Origin of the sequence: Arthrobacter sp. 3Tela_A (assembly GCF_049311025.1) — a bacterium.
Classification (GTDB): Bacteria; Actinomycetota; Actinomycetes; order Actinomycetales; family Micrococcaceae; genus Arthrobacter_B.
Genome location: NZ_JAXIOM010000004.1, coordinates 24,509 through 43,202, shown reverse-complemented (window position 1 = coordinate 43,202; position 18,694 = coordinate 24,509). Strand labels below are relative to the sequence as shown.

Here is an 18,694-nt window from a genome sequence, read left to right as displayed (position 1 = left end):
CGGGCGGGCCGGAACGGCGGCAACGAAACTCCTTCGCTCGCAGAGCTCGCTTGGAGTATTAAAGCCGCCTAACCCGGCCCGTCCTGCGGTCCCGCTGTCTGCCGGGCTGGGAATCGGGGCCCGCGCTTCCCACGGTTTGTGACCGGTGGCGGCTGGTGGGGTCACATCGGCCACAGGGGTAACGGAAGCTGGGAATGCTGGGCCGGAACCGGGCCAACAGGCCCGGAAGCCTCGGAGAAGCGGCGCCGAAAACGCAGCGCAGAAAAACTACCGGGGACGGTTGGCAGCGTGGGAACGGGCCAGCTCGGAGAGACGGGCAAGTTCGGCAAGGTCCGCATCCGCGTCGGGAACGGGATCGAAGGAACCATAGCGGCGGGTGACGGCCTGTTCGATCAGGAAGTCGGCAATGGCCGGGTTCTTGGGAAGCAGTGAACCGTGCAGGTAGCTGGCCACAACGTTCTTGTACCGGGCGCCTTCGGTGTCGTCCTTGGTGTTATTGCCCTCGCCCTTGCGGACGACAGCCAGCGGCTTCGCGTCCGGACCCAGGAAGGTCTGGCCGCTGTGGTTCTCGTAGCCGTGGATCTCCCCGAACTCTTCGCTCACGGAGAGCACGTTGCCGATCAGGCGGTCCGGGCCGCCATGGGTTTCAATGTCCAGGACGCCGATGCCCGGAATGAGGACCCCGTCGTGCGTCTTGAAGAACCGGCCAAAGAGCTGGTACAGCCCGCAGATCACGAGCATCGGCAATCCCTCGTCGGCCAGGGCACGCAGCGCCGGGGCCAGAGCCTGCAGATCCTGCTGGATCACCACCTGCCCGCTGTCCTGGCCGCCGCCGCCCACGATCAGGTCCGCGTCGGAGGGGAACACATCGCCCGGGTTGTACTCGGTAACAACCGGGTTGTACCCCTGCCACTTCAGGCGCTGCTTCAGGACCAGGACGTTGCCCCAGTCGCCGTAGATGTTCATGTCCCGCGGATAGAGCTGAACAATGTGGATGTCCCGGCTCATGAGACCACCTCAACCTTCGTGATCTTGGAGAGTTCGCGCCGCACGGCAAGCATGGCGGTGTAGGTGCAGAAGATGCGCATGGGCTGGGTGCCGGCACCGGCAATGAACTTCGCCAAAGCGTCGGGGATGTCCGGAATGACCTCACGTACCGGAACGTCGTCGTACTTCAGCCGCAGGGCCATGTCATAGGCGCGGACACCGGTGACCATGTCCACTCCGCCGGACAGCGTTTCAAAGTCCACGTCCCAGAGCCAGGACATGTCCCGGCCGTCGGCGTAGTTGTCATTGATCGCGATCATGGTCGCGTAGCCGTGCGCGGCGAAGGACTTCAGGCCCAGGCGGAACCCGGAAGGGTTCTTCACCAGCACCAGTTCCAGCGGCGCACCGTTGACGGTCAGGGACTCACCGCGGCCAAAGGCAGGCTCCACGTTGGACAGCGATTCGAACAGTGCGGTCCGGTCCGCCTTGGAGCCCAGGATCTGGCGGGCGAAGGTCAGGGCGGCCGCAGCGTTAAAGACGTTGTACACACCCCGCAGTTTCAGCCCGGTGGTGGTGGATGTGCCGTCAACGAGGAAGTCAGCCTCAGTTTCGGCAACCCGGGTAAGAACGACGTCGGCGGGCTGGGCAGCCGCGATCGCCTCGGAGCGCGAGCCGCGCATCTCGTCGTCGTTGGGGAACGTGCTGCGCAGCGACGCGTCCAGGCCGAAGTACGAAACCTTCGGGCCTGAGAGCGATTCAGCGATGGAAGCCACCCGCGGATCCTCGCGGTTCAGCACCACGGTTTCAGTGGTCGCCTTCGCGATCTGTTCCAACAGCCGGGTGGTCTTGTCGATTTCGCCAAAGCGGTCCAGCTGGTCGCGCAGGACGTTAAGCAGCAGGGCATAGCGCGGCTGGATGAGCTTCACGAAGTGCACAGCGTGGGCTTCGTCCAGCTCCAGGACGGCGATGTCCGCATCCAGGCGGCCGCGCAGGTTCACTTCGCCAAGCAGGGCAGCGGCCACACCTCGGGTGAAATTGCTGCCGGTCCGGTTGGTGAAAACCTTCAGGCCCTGGCCCTCCAGCAGTTCAACAACCATCTTGGTGGTGGTGGTCTTGCCGTTGGTGCCGGAGACGACGGCGACGCCGAGGGGCAGGGTGGAGAGCGTGCGGCGGATGAAATCCGGGTCGATCTTCTCCACCACCAGGCCGGGAAGGGCGGACCCTCCGCCGCGCAGCCGGGAGGCGCTGCGGACCAGTTTGCCGACCAGAATGGAGAAAGAACTCATGGATACCGAATATATCCCACCGTCACGAACCGGTCCGGGAAGCTGCGGGCAACCTAGAATAATCCAATGACCGAAATCACGCCGCGGGACGCCGCATCACCGCTGGTGGGAGTGCTGGCTCTTCAGGGCGGAGTCCGCGAACACGTACAGGCGCTCGAAGCGGCAGGTGCCCGCACAACGCTGGTCCGCCGTGCATCCGAACTCGATGCACTGGACGGTCTGGTGCTGCCCGGCGGGGAATCCACCACGATCGACAAGCTGATGCGCCTTTACGGAATCGCCGAACCGCTGCGCACAAAGATTGCCGCCGGGTTCCCGGTCTACGGCTCCTGCGCCGGCATGATCCTGTTGGCGGACCGGATCACCGACCCGGCACTGGATGCTGCGGGTGTTCCGCAGCAGACCCTGGGCGGGCTGGACATTGTGGTGCGCCGCAACGCATTTGGCCGGCAGCGTGAGTCTTTTGAAATCAGTCTTCCGTTTGACGGACTTCAATCCCTGCCAAGCCAGGACCCGGCGGCGGAAGCCGAAAATGTGCACGCCGTTTTTATCCGCGCACCGTGGGTGGAGAAGGTAGGCTCCACCGTGCAGGTCCTGGCGCAGGTCCCGGCCGGAGACGGCGGATCAGGTGCTGGAAATGGTGCAGAAGATTCAGTCGCTAGAATTGTGGCAGTGCGTTCGGGAAAACTGCTGGCCACCTCGTTCCATCCGGAGGTAACGGGGGAGCGCCGCATCCACGAACTATTTATCCAGATGATCAGAGGAGACGCGTAAGCATGTCGGGCCACTCGAAATGGGCAACTACCAAGCACAAAAAGGCCGTAATTGATGCCAAGCGTGCCAAGTCCTTTGCCAAGCTGATCAAGAACATTGAAGTTGCAGCGCGTGCCGGCGGTGCGGACATGGCCGGTAACCCCGGTCTTGAACTCGCTGTACAGAAGGCAAAAAAGACTTCTGTTCCCATCGACAACATCAACCGCGCCATCAAGCGCGGCGCCGGCCTGACCGGCGAAGTCGTTGACTACACCGAAATCATGTACGAGGCCCGCGGACCCCAGGGATCCGCTGTGCTGATCGAGTGCCTCACGGACAACAAGAACCGTGCCGCCTCCGAAGTCCGCCTGGCCATCACCCGCAACGGCGGCTCGGTTGCGGACCCCGGCTCCGTTTCCTACATGTTCAACCGCAAGGGCGTTGTCTCCCTGCCCAAGAAGGATCTGACCGAAGACGACCTGCTGATGGTCGTGCTGGACGCCGGTGCTGACGAGGTCAAGGAATCAGGCGACAACTTCGAGATTCACTGCGACCCCTCGGACCTGCGTGCCGTGGTGGCAGCCCTTGAGGAAGCCGGCATCGAGTACGAGACCGACGAAGTCGAGTTCATTTCCTCCATGCTGGTGGACCTGGAAGCCGACGCCGCCCGGAAGTTCATGAAGCTCGTGGACGCGCTGGAAGAACTGGACGACGTCCAGAACGTGTACTCCAACGCCGACATCTCCGCGGACGTTTTCGCGCAGCTCGAAGAAGACTGAGCACCGCGTGCCTCTCCGGGTCCTGGGTGTTGACCCGGGACTGACCCGCTGCGGGCTGGGCGTAGTCGACGTCGAGGGCAACCGCCGCGCCACCATGGGGGCTGTGGGGGTTGCCGGCACGGAAGCCGGCACTGCCCTCGACGCCCGGCTGCTGGCCATTTCCGAGGCGATAGAGCTCTGGCTGGATACGCATACGCCGGACGTCCTTGCCGTGGAGCGGGTCTTCAGCCAGCTCAATGTCAGCACCGTCATGGGCACAGCCCAGGCCTCCGGCGTCGTTATTGCCGCCGCCGCCCGCCGGGGGATTCCGGTTGCGCTGCACACCCCCACGGAGGTCAAGGCCGCCGTTACGGGTTCAGGATCAGCCAACAAGGAAGCAGTGGGCCGGATGGTCACCAAGATCCTGCGGCTCACCGAGATGCCGCGCCCGGCCGACGCCGCCGACGCCCTCGCGCTGGCCATCGCCCACGCCTGGCGGCGCGGGGCCGTGGGACCCGGACAGGCTGCGACTCAGGGATCGGCGTCCTCCGGCGGGGGACCGGCCGCTTCGGGACTCACTCCGGCACAACGGCTGTGGGCTGAAGCAGAAGCCAAAGCGAAACGCGCCCGCTACTAAAGTTCCGGCAAACCGGGGCCGGGACAGTAGGCTGTTCGTAGATATGTTCTATTTCGTTCCCGGATCAACGCACGGAGTTTCCCCATGATCGCCTCCCTACGCGGCGTCGTAACCTACGTCGGCACTGCCTCCGCCGTCATTGACGTCAACGGCATCGGCATGGCCGTCCAGGCAACTCCGCAGACCCTGATGTCCCTGCGGACCGGAGCCGAAGCGCTGCTTCACACGGCGCTCATCGTGCGCGAGGACTCCATGACCCTGTTCGGATTCGCCGAGCCGGGGGAGCGGGAAGTCTTCGAGACGCTGCTGGGCGTCAGCGGTGTTGGTCCGCGCATCGCTCTTGCGGTGCTGGCTGTCCACACACCCGAAGCCGTACGGATCGCTGCCTCCACAGGAGACGACAAGGCGTTCAGTAAGGTTCCCGGGATCGGCCCGAAGGGCGCCCGGCGGATTGTGCTGGAACTGGCGGACAAACTGGTTCCGCTCGGCACCGAGGAAGCACCGGCGGGTGTGCCCGCCTGGAACGACCAGGTCATGTCCGCCATGACTGGGCTGGGCTGGTCGGAAAAGGACGCCACGGCTGCGGTTGAAGCGACGGCGGCCGAACATCCCGAAGCGGCGGCCGCCGGCAACGTGGCCGAAATCCTGCGCCTGACCCTGCGCCGCCTGGGCCAGGACGGCGCCCGTGCCCGGTCCCCGCAGCGGGCAGGCTAGCGTGGCAGCCTCCGAAGCGCTGACAACAGCGGCCCCTGATCCGGACGACAAAGCGATCGAAGCTGCGCTGCGGCCGAAGAACCTTGATGATTTTGTGGGGCAGAAAAGGGTCCGCGAACAGCTGTCCCTCGTCCTTGAAGCTTCCCGCCTGCGCGGCCGCAGCGCCGATCACGTGCTGCTCTCCGGCCCTCCCGGCCTGGGCAAGACCACGCTGTCCATGATCATCGCCGCGGAGATGAACGCCCCGCTGCGCATCAGCTCCGGTCCGGCGATTCAGCACGCCGGAGACCTGGCTGCCATCCTCTCCTCCCTGACCGAAGGAGAGGTGCTGTTCCTCGACGAGATCCACCGGATGTCCCGGCCCGCGGAGGAAATGCTCTACATGGCCATGGAGGACTTCCGCGTGGACATTGTGGTGGGCAAGGGCGCCGGCGCCACGGCCATTCCGCTGGACCTGCCGCCCTTCACCCTCGTGGGCGCCACCACCCGCGCCGGGCTGCTCCCGGGACCGCTCCGCGACCGGTTCGGCTTCACCGGGCACCTTGAGTTCTACTCCACTGCTGAGCTCGAACTGGTGCTGCGCCGCTCGGCCATGCTGATGGATATGAAGGTCAACTCCGCCGGATTCGCCGAGGTCGCGGGCCGCTCCCGCGGGACCCCCCGTATCGCCAACCGCCTGCTGCGCCGGGTCCGGGACTGGGCGCTGGTCCACGGCATCGACCAGATCGATGCCCGCTCCGCAGGAGCCGCACTGGATATGTACGAAGTGGACGAGCGAGGCCTGGACCGGCTGGACCGGTCCGTGCTGCACGCCCTGGTCACCAAATTCGGCGGGGGACCGGTGGGCCTGTCCACCCTTGCCATCGCCGTCGGCGAAGAACCTGAAACCGTTGAGACCGTGGCCGAACCCTATCTGGTCCGTGAAGGCCTGCTGGGCCGCACGCCCCGCGGCCGCATAGCCACCCGCGCAGCCTGGGAACACCTGGGCCTGCGGATGCCCGACGCCGCTGCCCAGCTCATCCCCGAGTCGCTGTTTACCGGTGAGGCGGCGCCCGGGCCCGGGGAGCCGGAACTCTCCTGAGCCGCTCCGGCCCGGGATGCAATCGCAGCTCGATGCCTGCACAATGAAAAAGCAGGCGGGAAACTTAAGCGGCCGGTGGACCGTTTTCCCCTTAGACTGATTTGACGTCCGCTCCGCCGGTGCGCTGATTCCGGCATACCGATACATACCGCAACAGAAACGGAACCCTTCGTGTTCTTGAATGTCTTGGCCCAGACGACCACCGATACAGGCTCTCAGGGCGGTTTCGCCCTGTCGAACCTCCTGCTGCCGATCCTGCTTGGCCTGTTCATCTTTATGATGTTCCGCAAGCAGAAGAAGACCCAGAAGACTGTCCAGGAGCAGCGGTCCCAGATGGTTCCCGGCACCGAGGTCATGACCCAGTTCGGTCTCTTCGGCACGATCGTCTCCGTGGACCAGGAAGAGAACAAGGCTGTCCTGGAACTTTCCCCCGGCAACACGGCCACCATCCACCTGCAGGCCCTGACGAAGGTTGTCACCGTCCAGCCTGAGGAAACTGAAACCGAGGACGCCGTCGTTCCGGATGATGCTTCTTCGCTCACCGGTGAAATCGCGCAGGAACGTCCGCGCGACGATGCTGCCGACGCACCGCAGGATGAGACCCCGGACGAAACGCTCAAGCGCCTCGACCGCGAGAACAAGAAAGACAACTAGACTCTCCGAGGACCTGCAGGCAGTACCACTGACGCAGGCCCGCCGGATCCACCTGTCTCCGGCGATCACGCCCTAAGGAAAACCTCTATGCCTCGAACCGGCTCCGGCCCGGCAGCAAAAAAGACGCTCATTTGGCTGGGCGTCCTTTTTGCTGCCCTGGCCCTTTTGCTCGGCGGCGGCTCCATGTGGAGCAACGCCAGCTGGACTCCCAAGCTTGCCCTTGACCTTGAGGGCGGCACCCAGATGATCCTTGCGCCCAAGGTGCAGGGCGGTGATTCGCAGATCAGCCAGGAGCAGCTGGACCAGGCTGTGGAGATCATCCGCCAGCGCGTGGACGGCAGCGGTGTCTCCGAAGCGGAGATCACCACGCAGTCCGGCCGCAACGTCGTCGTGTCGCTTCCGGGCACGCCTACGGCCGAGACCCGGGCGCTGATCCAGGCTTCTGCGGCCATGGAGTTCCGTTCCGTCATCATGGGCGGACCGGGCCAGGCGCCCGCGGCGGAAACGCCGACGCCGGACGAGGCATTGCCTCAGCCGAGCGCTGAACCGGAAAACGGTTCGGACATGAACTGGGTGACCCCGGAGCTGTACAAGGAGTTCGAATCCACGAACTGCCTGGATCCCGCGGCGCTGGAAGCTTCGGTCGAACCTGCTCCGGCAGATGAACCGATGGTGGCCTGTGAACCGGGAACTGCCGGCAAGTACATCCTCGGACCGGTGGAAGTTCCCGGTTCAATGCTCGAAGATGCCAGCTTTGGCATGGCACAGGGCGGCCAGGGCCAGTCCCTGAACGAATGGGCCGTGAATCTGGACTTCAACAAGGAGGGCACGGAAAAGTTCCGCGCTGTTTCCGAGCGGCTGCTCGGCTTCGGTGACGGCTCCCCGCAGAACCAGTTCGCCATTGTGCTGGACGGACAGGTCATCTCCGCTCCGTCCATGAACGTCCTGATCACTGACGGCAATGCCCAGATCACCGGACAGTTCACGCAGGAGACCGCCAAGGCGCTCTCCGAGCAGCTGAAGTACGGCGCCCTGCCGATCAGCTTCGACATCCAGAGCGAGCAGCAGGTTTCCGCAACCCTCGGCGCTGACCAGCTCCGCATGGGCCTGATCGCCGGCGTCATCGGCCTGATCCTGGTGGCGGTGTACTCGCTGTTCCAGTACCGGGCCCTTGGCTTCGTGACGATCACCTCGCTGATCGTCGCCGGTGTCCTGACGTACCTGGCCATCGCGATCCTCGGCTGGTCCCACAACTACCGGCTCTCGCTGGCAGGTGTTGCGGGCCTGATTGTGGCCATCGGTCTCACCGCCGACTCCTTCATCGTCTACTTCGAACGAATACGTGACGAGCTGCGCGACGGCAGGGGACTGGTCTCCGCGGTGGACAACGGCTGGAAGCGTGCCAAGCGCACCGTCCTGGCCTCCAAGGCAGTGAACCTGCTTGCCGCCGTCGTGCTGTACTTCGTGGCTGTGGGCAACGTCCGAGGCTTCGCCTTTACCCTGGGCCTGACCGCTATTGCCGACCTGATTGTGGTCTTTATGTTCACCCACCCGGTGATGGTGCTTCTCGCGAAGACCAAGTTCTTCGGCAAGGGCCATAAATGGTCCGGCCTGGACGCAACCCGCCTCGGCGCCGTCCCCGTGTACCGCGGTGCCGGGCGCCTGCGTGAGCCGGCAGCGGCTGACGCTGATGACGACGACGCCGGCACGCCGGTTCCTGCCGGCAAGGCCGCCGGTGCCGCAAAGTCAGTGAACGCCGCGAAGGCAAAGAACAAGGGCGCGGCCCGTGAGGCTGAACGCCGCATGACCATCGCCGAGCGCCGGGCCGCTGCTGAACGCGGCGGCAAGGACAAATCCGCCAAGTCGGACGAGGCTGCGGACAAACAGGATTCAATGGCAGGCTCCGGCCGCGACGCGGAGAAGGAGGGCAACTGATGGGTAAGCTTCCCGCGTTCGCCAGGTTCGGCAATGAGCTCTACACCGGAAAGCGGTCCTACAACTTTGTGGGCCGCTACCGGCTGTGGTTTATGGTTGCCGCTGCCGCCGTCCTCCTCTCCATCCTGATTCCGGTCGTCAAGGGCGGATTCAACCTGGGCATCGATTTCCGCGGCGGTTCCGAATTCACCGTCTCCGGCGTTGAGGACACCCAGGTTTCCGTCGGCGAGGAAGCCGTGAGCGAAGTTGTCTCCGGCTCCGACCCGCGCGTAACCAACATTTCCCCGGGCACCATGCGGATCCAGACCGAGGAGCTCAGCGACGACCAGACCCTGGAAGTAAAGACTGCGCTGGCCGAGGGCTACGGCGTCAACGAGGACCAGGTGACGTCCACGTTCATCGGTCCCACCTGGGGCAACGACGTCAGCCGGCAGGCCCTGATCGGCCTGATTGTCTTCGTGGCCCTTGCCGCCTTGCTCATGGCGCTGTACTTCCGGACCTGGAAGATGTCCCTGGCCGCGGTCACCGGGCTGCTGGTGGTCATGATCGTTACTGCGGGGCTGTACGCGCTCAGCGGATTCGAGGTGACGCCATCGGCCATCATCGGATTCCTGACCGTCCTGAGCTATTCTCTCTATGACACGGTGGTGGTCTTCGACAAGATCCGGGAGAACACGGCCAACCTGGAGAAACAGACCAAGAGGACGTTCGCCGAACAGGTGAACCTTGCCGTCAACCAGACGCTGGTGCGCTCGATCAACACCTCCGTTGTGGCCGTCCTCCCCGTGGCCTCGGTGCTGTTCATCGGTGCCTACCTGCTCGGTGCCGGAACGCTGAAGGACCTGTCCCTGGCGCTGTTCATCGGCATCATCCTGGGCACCCTGGGCACCCTGTTTGTCGCGGCCCCCCTGTACGCCTGGCTGCGCCGCCGCGAACCGGAGATCCTCAAGCACACCAAGCGGGTCACCGAACGGCGTGAGCACGAGGCGCCGTCGGCAGCGGCACCTGCAGCCGCCACGTAGCCCGCAGAGCGCTCCGTTATCACCGGTTCCGTTACTCCCTTCCCGGGAAGAACGGAACCGGTGGTGTAAGAGCAGCTGTCCGGGGGCATAGACTGGCAGATATCTGGAAAGAAAGGGCAGCAGTTGGCCGAGAGCGCGACGCCTGCCGAAAGCGCAGGAAAAGACCGGGAGAGCAGCTCTGCCCCGGGAACGGTGAACTCCCCGGAGAAGGGTTCGGGAAGCAAGACGCCTGCGGCAGTCCAGGTTAAACCTGGGCCCGGGCAGGAAATCACCCCTGCCCCGAAGCCTGCGCCCAAACCTGCCCCGGTGCGCCGGCATGGAACGCGTGCCCGCCTGGCACGGCTGGCCGGCCGCGGCACCGCCTACTCGCCGATGCTCGAACCGCTGCTGCGCACCGTCCGTGCCAACAACCCGCGCGAAGACCTGGACCTGATCCAGCGCGCCTACCTGGTTGCCGAACGCTGCCACGACGGACAGAAGCGCAAGAGCGGCGACCCGTACATCACGCATCCGGTCGCCGTCGCAACCATCCTGGCCGAGCTGGGCATGACCGGCACCACCCTTGCCGCTGCGCTGCTGCACGACACGGTGGAGGACACCGCCTACTCGCTGGATGAGCTGCGCAGCGAATTCGGGCCTGAAGTGGCCATGCTGGTTGACGGCGTCACCAAGCTGGACAAGGTGACCTTCGGCGACGCAGCCCAGTCCGAAACCGTCCGCAAGATGGTCGTGGCCATGGCCAAGGACATCCGGGTGCTGGTGATCAAGCTGGCGGACCGCCTGCACAATGCCAGGACCTGGCGCTTTGTTTCTCCGGAGTCTTCCGCCCGGAAGGCCCGCGAGACGCTGGAGATCTTTGCCCCGCTGGCGCACCGGCTGGGCATGAACACCATCAAGTGGGAACTTGAGGACCTCTCCTTCGCGGCACTGCACCCGAAGGTCTACGACGAGATTGTCCGCATGGTGGGGGACCGGACCCCAGAGCGGGAGAAGTACCTGTCCACCGTGCGCAGCCAGATCGCGGATGATCTGCACAGCGTCAAGATCAAGGCCACCATCACCGGCCGCCCCAAGCACTACTACTCGATCTACCAGAAGATGATCGTGCGGGGCAAAGACTTCGATGACATTCATGACCTGATGGGTGTGCGCGTGCTCGTGGACTCGGTCCGGGACTGCTATGCCACCCTTGGTGCCCTGCATGCGCGCTGGAACCCCCTGCCGGGGCGGTTCAAGGACTACATCGCCATGCCGAAGTTCAACATGTACCAGTCACTGCACACCACAGTGATCGGTCCCGGCGGCAAGCCGGTTGAAATCCAGATCCGCACCCATGACATGCACCGCCGCGCCGAATACGGTGTGGCCGCGCACTGGAAGTATAAGGACGGCGCCAAGAACGGGTCTGCCGCCCCCGACAATTCGGACATGGGCTGGCTGCGCTCCCTGGTGGACTGGCAGCAGGAGACGTCGGATCCGGATGAGTTCCTCGATTCACTGCGCTTCGAGATCAACGCCCGTGAAGTCTTTGTGTTCACGCCCAAGGGCGAGGTTATGGCGCTGCCGGCCGGATCAACGCCGGTGGACTTTGCCTACGCCGTCCACACTGAGGTGGGCCACCGGACCATCGGCGCCCGGGTCAACGGCAAACTCGTTCCGCTGAACAGCGAGCTCCAGCACGGCGACTGGGTGGAGATCTTCACCTCCAAGGCTGAGGGCGCAGGCCCCAGCCAGGACTGGCAGGGGTTCGTCAAGAGCCCCCGGGCACGGAACAAGATCCGCCAGTGGTTCACCAAGGAACGCCGCGAAGAGGCGATCGAAAAGGGCAAGGACCTGCTCACCCGCGGCATGCGGAAGCAGAACCTGCCGCTGCAGCGCCTGATGACCCACGACGCGCTGATCGCCGTGGCCCAGGAACTGCACCATCAGGACATCTCGGCGCTTTACGCCGCTGTCGGTGACGGGCACACCTCGGCGCAAAACGTCATCGAGCACCTGGTTTCGCTTATGGGCGGACACCAGGGGGCCGAGGAGGACCTGGCGGAGACCCCGGTTTCCTCAGCCAATGCCAAGCGGCCCAAGTTCTCCGACTCCGGCGTTACGGTACGCGGTGTCGGCGACGTCTGGGTGAAACTGGCCCGCTGCTGCACCCCGGTGCCGCCGGATCCGATCATCGGATTCGTGACCCGCGGCTCGGGCGTCTCGGTGCACCGCACTGACTGCCGCAACGTCCAGGAACTGCGCGACCAGCCGGACCGGATTGTCGCGGTGGACTGGGCGCCGACCCAGTCATCGGTGTTCCTCGTGGAAATCCAGGTGGAGGCACTGGACCGCAAGTCACTGCTCTCCGACGTCACCCGGGTCCTGTCGGAGAACCACGTGAACATCCTCTCGGCCAGTGTGAACACCTCCAGCGACCGGGTGGCGATGTCCAAGTTCGTCTTTGAGATGGGCGATCCGAAGTACCTCAGCCACATCCTCAGCGCCGTGCGGCGTATCGACGGCGTCTACGACGTCTACCGGACCACCGGGGATCAGCGCAGGGTATAGGCGCTTCCCTAGCTTCCCGGCGTCTCCCTCTCCGCCAGTTCTGTGTCCATCTGATCCAGCGCGTCCAGCGCGCGCCGGGTGCCCGGGACGCGGTAGCCGCTCTGCAGCAGTGTGCGCAGATAGGCAGGGCGGCAGTTCAGCGTGGGGTCGGCGGCCATGGCCAGCAGCACCGGAACTGACTCCTCCGCCTGGAAGTGCAGTGCGACGTCGTACGCGGTCCGCAGCGGATGCGTCACCGGCACAGTGCCCAGCAGGGTCCGGTCCGCCGGGCCCAAGGCTACTTCATGCAGCACTGCGCCGCTGAACGGAGGCAGGGCCGTGCTGCGCCGGCGGGAGTCGGCCAGCAGTGCCAGCCGTCCAGGTGCCGGAGCGCAGCCGTAGATCCAGGCGGCGCTGAGCCAGCCGAAGGCATAGCGGCCGCGCACCTGTGGCGGCAGGCTGTGCTGCGCCGCCAGGGCACGTGCCAGCGGGGAGACCCCCACATCCCAGCGCAGGAACGTTGAGCCGTACACATGGCGCAGGAGGCCGTCGCGGCACATGCCCTGCAGCTCCGGGAAGGTGAACACACCCCCGGCATGGAAGATGGCGCCGCCGGTGGACGTCACCTCGGGGATGCCGCCGGGATCCGGACAGGGGAGGACCATTCCCCAAGACTTCCTGCCGGGCCGGGAATGCGAAAGGCCCGGATCCCGCCTGTGGAAAAGCGGGACCCGGGCCTGTGCGCTTAGAGCCTAGGAGAAGTCCTGTGCGGAACGGCGCAGCGTCTCGAGCCACTGCTCGCGGGCCTCAAGGGCTTCACGGGCGTTGGCGATCTTCTTGGCATTGCCGTCCTTCTCCGCTGCGGCGAGTTCCTCGCGGAGGGTGGCGATCGCGGCCTCGAGCTGCGTCAGCGCGCTGTTGGTGCGTGCCTTCGTCTCCGGGTTGCTGCGCTGCCAGTGCTCTTCCTCGGCTGCCTTGACGGCTTCTTCAACCTTGCGGATGCCGGCTTCCATGCGGCCCATGTCAGCGCGGGGAACCTTGCCGGCTTCTTCCCAGCGGTCCCGAATGGACTGCAGGGCCTTGCGGGCAGCGTTCAGATCCGTGACCGGAAGGATTTCCTGCGCTTCCTTCAGCAGGGCCTCCTTGACCACCAGGTTGGCAGCGAACTCTTCGTCGATGACTTCATTCGCAGCCTGGCGGGCGGCGAAGAACTTGTCCTGGGCAGCGCGGAAACGGGCCCACAGGGCGTCGTCGTCCTTGCGGCTGGCGCGCTTGGAAGCCTTCCACTCATCCATCAGGTGGCGGTATTCGGCGGCGGTGTTGCCCCAGTCCGTGGAATCGGAGAGCGCCTCGGCGCGGGCAATGAGGGCTTCCTTGGCACGCTTGGCTTCGGCGTTCTCATTGTCCAGCTGGGAGAAGTACGCGCGGCGGTGCCGGTCGAAGACGGTACGTGCGGAGCGGAAACGCTTCCAGAGCGCATCTTCGTTGCTGCGTCCCAGACGGGGGCCGTTCTTCTGCGCTGACTTCCACGCTTCGAACAGCTCGTTCATCCGGTTGCTGCTGGTCTTCCACTGAATCGTGGCCGGATCCTTGGCGGCGATCTCTTCGGCTTCTGCCACGATCGCTTCACGGGCAGCGAGCTCGCGGGCACGGACGGCTTCCGCTTCTGCGCGCTCAGCGGCTTCGGCGGCCTTGATCCCGGCCTGCAGTTCCGTGATGCGGGCGTCCAGCGCCTTGACATCGCCGACCATCTTGCGCTCCGCCACCTGGGCAGCGAGGTGCTTCAGCGTCTTGTGCATGTCCGACGCCGGTGCCTTGGCGGCGAGGCGCTGTTCCAGCAGGATGACCTGGCTGACGGCGTCGTCGTACTTTCGCACGAAGTAAGCCAGTGCTTCCTCGCGGGTGGCATCGGGGTACTGCCCAACGGGGAACTCTTCGCCATCAACGATCAGGAAGACGTGGCCGTCCTCCTCGACGCGGGCGAACTGCGCAGCTTCCTCCAGCGGAGTCGTATGGGCGGCCGGAGCGGCCACTACGGGTGCCGGAGCAGCAGCGCCCGGACGCGGGGCTGCCGGTGCGGGCACCGGGTGCCGGGCCGCAAATGCTGCAGGGCTGGGGGCTGAGGGCCGCTGGGTTTCCGGAACGTTCCCGGTGGTTTCGTCGGATTTCTGACTGTCTGTCACCGCTAAAAGTCTTTCACTCGATGGATGGCCGCTGAGCGAATCCCGCAGAGCCATTACTTCAGGGTAAACGAATCTCTCGTCACCGGGGTTGAAGGCTGTCTGTCCCGGGTGCCGTCTGCCGCGCCGTCGGCGGCAAATGATCCCGGAACTTCAAGCCCTGACGTTACCTTACCCATTATCGGGTACCCGCCGGTTACCAGCGTTATTACGGAATCCCCGCAGGCAGTCAGAGAAATCAGGGACCGGGTGCCGGGGCAGTCTGCTCCGGCGACGGCGCTGGAGCGCTCTGTTCGATCTGCGCCTGGTCCCTGAGCCGTTCCAGGTCATCCGCCGTGGGATTGGAGGAGAACCAGAAGACCTGCAGCGCCACCGCCAGCGCCAGGACCAGTATTCCTGCCGCGCCGGCGAAGGCATTGTCGCGGAGCCGGCGGCGGCGGAGTTCCCACTCGAAGGCCGCTCTGGCTTCCATCCGGACCCGCAGCTGCCGGGCGGTCCTGTTGTTTTGGTTGGCGGCTCTCACTGCCGTCCTCCTGGGGTAGGGAATGCGGAACGGGAACTGCGGGCACCGAAACCCGTAATGGCGGTCCGGAGCCCGGGAACAGCTAAAATGGTTGCGGCACACAGTTTAGGCACGCCCGCTGTGTGTTTTCCCAGTCTTTGGCCCGCCAAGCGCTGCCCCGCGCCGCGCAGCTGGCCGCCTGATCCCAAAGGAGTCTGCCGCATGGCACGCAAGGCCTCACTGTCCGGTTTCCCTGAATGGCTACCGCAGGAGCGCCTCGTTGAACTCCATGTGCTGGACGTGCTGCGCCGCACCTTTGAACTTCACGGATTCGCGAACATCGAAACGCGTGCGGTGGAAACCGTGGGCCAGCTGCTCCGCAAGGGCGAGATCGACAAGGAAGTCTATGCGCTGAGCCGGCTGCAGGCGGAGGAAGGGGACGCCCCTGCCAAGCAGGACCCGAACCAGCTTGCCCTGCACTTTGATCTCACGGTCCCCTTCGCCCGCTACGTGGTGGAGAATGCCGGGCACCTGGCCTTCCCCTTCCGCCGCTACCAGATCCAGAAGGTGTGGCGCGGAGAACGCCCCCAGGAAGGCCGTGCCCGCGAGTTCACGCAGGCGGACATTGACGTGGTGGGCGACGGCGACCTGCCGTTCCGTTACGACGTCGAGCTGGCGCTGGTGATCGCCGAGGCGCTCGGAGCCCTTCCGATTCCGGATTTCCGGATCCGCGTCAACAACCGCAAGCTGGCCGAAGGTTTCTACCGCGGCATCGGTCTGGAAGACACCGCCGGTGTGCTGCGCAGCATCGACAAGCTTGAAAAGGTCGGCGCGGAACGGGTCGCCGAACTCCTGCAGGAAGAGCTCGGTGCCACGCCGGAGCAGGCCTCCCTGGCCCTGCAGCTTGCCTCGATCCGCACCGAAGACGTGTCCTTCGTGGAGCAGGTCCGTGCCCTCGGGGTATCCAATGAACTGCTGGACACCGGCCTCGACGAACTGGAACAGGTGATCGCCGAAGCGGCACGCCGCGCCCCGGGCAAGGTCATTGCCGACCTGTCCATCGCCCGCGGACTGGATTACTACACCGGCACCGTCTACGAGACAGTGCTGGTGGGCCACGAACAGCTCGGCTCCATCTGCTCCGGCGGCCGCTATGACTCCCTGGCGTCCAAGGGCAACCGGTCCTTCCCCGGCGTCGGGCTCTCCATTGGCGTGACCCGCCTGGTCATGCGCATCCTCAGCCAGGAATTCGCCGAGGCCAGCCGCTCGGTGCCCACCGCCGTCCTGGTGACCCTGGCCGACGACGACTCATGGTCGGCTGCACAGGACGTCGCCGCGGCGCTGCGCGGGCGCGGCATTGCCGTCGAGGTGGCAGCCAAAGCGGAGAAGTTCGGCAAGCAGATCAAGTACGCGGACCGCCGCGGCATTCCGTTTGTCTGGTTCACCGCCGAAGACGGCACCCACGAGGTCAAGGACATCCGGTCCGGCGACCAGGTCCAGGCTGATCCTGCCGTGTGGACCCCGCCTGCTGAGGACCTTCTTCCGCAGGTCACCGCGCGCGGCTGAATTAGCACGCCTGAAACACGCCGTTCCCCGGCTGGGTATGTTCGCTGCCCTATAGTGGCTGCATGAAAACCCCGTTGCGGATCGGCTATGCGGCCATGCTGGAGCAGTTCCACCCCACTGAGGCCGTGGCGCTGTCCGCCTACGCCGAGGAGCACGGCTTCTCCGGCGTGATGGCGGCGGACCATTTCCAGCCGTGGGTGCCGGCGCAGGGACAGTCGGCGTTCGTGTGGAACGTCCTGTCCGCCCTGGGGGAGCGGACCAAGGGCGACATTGGACCCGGCGTTACTGCTCCGACCTTCCGCTGGCACCCGGCCATGGTCGCGCAGGCCTCTGCGACGCTGGCAGCCATGTACCCAGGCCGGCACTGGCTGGGCCTGGGATCCGGCGAGGCACTGAACGAACACGTGATGGCCCAGTACTGGCCGGAGGCTCCCGAGCGCATCAACCGGATGTTCGAGGCCATCGAGATCATTTCGAAGCTCTTCGCCGCGTCGCTGGCAGGCAAGGACGTGCGGCATAGCGGTACGTTCTACAAGATGGAATCCACCCGCCTGTGGACCATGCCGGAGGTTGCTCCGGAGATCCTTGTGGCAACGGCCGGGCCGGTGACGGCCAAGCGCGCCGGAAAGCATGCCGACGGCCTGATCACCGTGGGTGCGCCGCTGGAGAAGATTGAGGGTCTTTTTGCCCGGTTCGACGCCGGTGCCCGCGAGGCCGGGAAGGATCCGGACACGATGCCCAAGGTCCTGCAGCTGCATATGAGCTGGGCGCCGACGTATGAAGAGGCCCTGGCCAGCGCCATGACCGAGTGGCCCAACGGCGGCATGAAGTTCCCGAAGGCGGATATCCGCTCGCCCTTCGAACTTGAACAGATGGCCCGCCTGGTGCGCCCCGAGGACTTTGAAGGACGTCTGCTTATCTCTGAGGACCCGGACGTGCACCGGGCATACATCCAGCGGTTCCTCGACCTCGGGTTCGACCGTGTCTACCTGCACAACGTCGGCCGGAATCAGCGTGAGTGGATCGAAGTTTTTGGTGCCTCGGTCCTGCCGGAGCTGCACCGGTGACCCTGGAGGATATTCGGTCCAGTACGGACAGAGAACCGACCGGCTCCGGGGCGCTGCTGGTGACCGCGGTGCAGGGCATTGGCGAGATCCGGTCCGGCGACGATCTGGTGAAGATCATCGGCGCTGCCTGCGGGCAGGACCTGCGGGACGGGGACATTCTGGCAGTAACGTCCAAGATCGTTTCCAAGGCCGAGGACCGGATTATGGAGGCTGCGCTCCGTGAGGAGGCCGTGGAACAGGAAACGGTCCGTGCGGTGGCCACCCGGGAACATCCCGGCGGCATCACCCGGATCGTCGAAAACCGGCTGGGGATCGTCGCGGCCGCCGCCGGGGTCGACGCCAGCAATACTGCGGACGGGACCATCCTGCTGCTGCCCGCCGACCCGGACGCCTCCGCCAGGAGCCTGTGCCAGGGGATGAAGCGGGACTTTGGTGTGGACATCGGCGTCGTCATCACTGACACTCTTGGCCGCCCGTGGCGCCAGGGGCAGACGGACGCCGCGATCGGTGCTGCCGGGCTGAAGGTCCTGCTGGACCTGCGCGGTACGCCCGATGCTTCCGGCCGGCCGATGTCTGCCACCGTCTCGGCCGTGGCTGATGAGATCGCTGCGGCTGCAGACCTGGTCAAGGGCAAGACGACCGGGTTCCCCGTAGCCCTGGTGAGGGGCCTGGACATGCTGGTCACGGGAGCAGTGAAGGACGACGGCGGTGCGAAGGCGCTGCTGCGTCCGGCAGCTGAGGACATGTTCCGGCAGGGCAGTGCGGAGGCCTATGAGGACGGCCGGCGTGCGGGCATACAGACCGGTTACAACGCCGGCTACGACGACGGCCATGCGGCGGGGTATGAAGACGGCTACGCCGCGGGATATGCAGCCGCTGCCGCCGAGGCCCGCCGCAGGGCACGCAGCACGGGCAGCACCCGCTGACCCCGCCCGGTCGGGTGGCCGGTTCGGTGCGGCACCATTTCGCTCCGGTTTGGGAGAATCCGTTGGGTTTGGGACTTTCCTGCCGCGGCGCCGCGGA

General features: G+C 65.4%; 17 protein-coding genes. 12 read left to right on the top strand and 5 right to left on the bottom strand.

Going from position 1 to position 18,694, the window contains the following annotated elements; genetic code table 11:
* Window positions 1–267: 267 nt before the first annotated feature.
* Both TVC13_RS02455 and TVC13_RS02450 read right to left on the bottom strand, forming a co-directional pair.
* Window positions 268–1,008: a type 1 glutamine amidotransferase gene (locus tag TVC13_RS02455; protein WP_422399658.1), complete on the bottom strand. Its 741-nt coding sequence runs from the start codon at window positions 1,006–1,008 to the stop codon at window positions 268–270.
* The gene (locus TVC13_RS02450; RefSeq protein ID WP_422399657.1) at window positions 1,005–2,273 is read right to left on the bottom strand and encodes a MurT ligase domain-containing protein; all 1,269 of its coding nucleotides are present in this window, start codon (window positions 2,271–2,273) and stop codon (window positions 1,005–1,007) included. The genes TVC13_RS02455 and TVC13_RS02450 overlap by 4 nt, the downstream gene beginning before the upstream one ends.
* Window positions 2,274–2,339: 66 nt before the next feature.
* Here TVC13_RS02450 and pdxT point away from each other — a divergent pair, with 66 nt between their 5' ends.
* From pdxT to TVC13_RS02405, 9 genes are all read left to right on the top strand, one after another.
* A complete protein-coding gene (pdxT, locus tag TVC13_RS02445; protein WP_422399656.1) occupies window positions 2,340–3,047 on the top strand; it encodes a pyridoxal 5'-phosphate synthase glutaminase subunit PdxT in 708 nt (235 codons plus the stop codon).
* A 2-nt stretch (window positions 3,048–3,049) separates the two neighbouring features.
* On the top strand, window positions 3,050–3,805 hold the full coding sequence (locus tag TVC13_RS02440) for a YebC/PmpR family DNA-binding transcriptional regulator (protein ID WP_152227690.1): 756 nt from the start codon (window positions 3,050–3,052) through the stop codon (window positions 3,803–3,805).
* A 7-nt stretch (window positions 3,806–3,812) separates the two neighbouring features.
* A complete protein-coding gene (ruvC, locus tag TVC13_RS02435) occupies window positions 3,813–4,421 on the top strand; it encodes a crossover junction endodeoxyribonuclease RuvC (RefSeq protein ID WP_422399655.1) in 609 nt (202 codons plus the stop codon).
* A gap of 84 nt (window positions 4,422–4,505) precedes the next feature.
* Window positions 4,506–5,135, top strand: a complete 630-nt coding sequence (gene ruvA, locus TVC13_RS02430) for a Holliday junction branch migration protein RuvA (protein ID WP_422399654.1) — start codon at window positions 4,506–4,508, stop codon at window positions 5,133–5,135.
* Between the two features lie 19 nt (window positions 5,136–5,154).
* Window positions 5,155–6,216, top strand: a complete 1,062-nt coding sequence (ruvB, locus tag TVC13_RS02425) for a Holliday junction branch migration DNA helicase RuvB (RefSeq protein WP_422399737.1) — start codon at window positions 5,155–5,157, stop codon at window positions 6,214–6,216.
* Between the two features lie 171 nt (window positions 6,217–6,387).
* Window positions 6,388–6,870, top strand: coding sequence for a preprotein translocase subunit YajC (yajC, locus tag TVC13_RS02420; RefSeq protein WP_422399653.1), 483 nt, complete (start codon window positions 6,388–6,390; stop codon window positions 6,868–6,870).
* Window positions 6,871–6,957: 87 nt separating this feature from the next.
* Window positions 6,958–8,805 carry a protein translocase subunit SecD gene (gene secD / locus TVC13_RS02415; RefSeq protein WP_422399652.1) on the top strand — a complete coding sequence of 616 codons (1,848 nt, stop codon included), beginning with the start codon at window positions 6,958–6,960 and terminating at the stop codon, window positions 8,803–8,805.
* On the top strand, window positions 8,805–9,827 hold the full coding sequence (secF, locus tag TVC13_RS02410) for a protein translocase subunit SecF (RefSeq protein WP_422399651.1): 1,023 nt from the start codon (window positions 8,805–8,807) through the stop codon (window positions 9,825–9,827). Before secD ends, secF begins: the two co-directional genes overlap by 1 nt.
* 123 nt (window positions 9,828–9,950) lie before the next feature.
* Window positions 9,951–12,377 carry a RelA/SpoT family protein gene (locus TVC13_RS02405; protein WP_422399650.1) on the top strand — a complete coding sequence of 809 codons (2,427 nt, stop codon included), beginning with the start codon at window positions 9,951–9,953 and terminating at the stop codon, window positions 12,375–12,377.
* Window positions 12,378–12,385: 8 nt separating this feature from the next.
* On the opposite strand, the gene TVC13_RS02400 is transcribed toward TVC13_RS02405, so the two are convergent.
* The 3 genes from TVC13_RS02400 to TVC13_RS02390 all read right to left on the bottom strand — a co-directional run bounded on the left by TVC13_RS02400 (window position 12,386) and on the right by TVC13_RS02390 (window position 15,059).
* Window positions 12,386–13,021 (bottom strand): hypothetical protein, encoded by a 636-nt coding sequence (locus TVC13_RS02400; protein ID WP_422399649.1) that lies wholly within the window; start codon window positions 13,019–13,021, stop codon window positions 12,386–12,388.
* Window positions 13,022–13,108: 87 nt separating this feature from the next.
* Window positions 13,109–14,593: a DUF349 domain-containing protein gene (locus TVC13_RS02395; protein WP_422399648.1), complete on the bottom strand. Its 1,485-nt coding sequence runs from the start codon at window positions 14,591–14,593 to the stop codon at window positions 13,109–13,111.
* A 181-nt stretch (window positions 14,594–14,774) separates the two neighbouring features.
* Complete coding sequence (locus tag TVC13_RS02390; RefSeq protein WP_422399647.1) at window positions 14,775–15,059, bottom strand: hypothetical protein; 285 nt, start codon at window positions 15,057–15,059, stop codon at window positions 14,775–14,777.
* Between the two features lie 201 nt (window positions 15,060–15,260).
* Here TVC13_RS02390 and hisS point away from each other — a divergent pair, with 201 nt between their 5' ends.
* The 3 genes from hisS to TVC13_RS02375 all read left to right on the top strand — a co-directional run bounded on the left by hisS (window position 15,261) and on the right by TVC13_RS02375 (window position 18,597).
* A complete protein-coding gene (hisS, locus tag TVC13_RS02385) occupies window positions 15,261–16,604 on the top strand; it encodes a histidine--tRNA ligase (RefSeq protein ID WP_422399646.1) in 1,344 nt (447 codons plus the stop codon).
* A 62-nt stretch (window positions 16,605–16,666) separates the two neighbouring features.
* Entirely contained in the window at window positions 16,667–17,671 is a 1,005-nt protein-coding gene (locus TVC13_RS02380; protein ID WP_422399645.1) for a TIGR03557 family F420-dependent LLM class oxidoreductase, read from the top strand.
* A gap of 2 nt (window positions 17,672–17,673) precedes the next feature.
* Entirely contained in the window at window positions 17,674–18,597 is a 924-nt protein-coding gene (locus TVC13_RS02375) for a coenzyme F420-0:L-glutamate ligase (RefSeq protein WP_422399736.1), read from the top strand.
* Window positions 18,598–18,694: the final 97 nt, after the last annotated feature.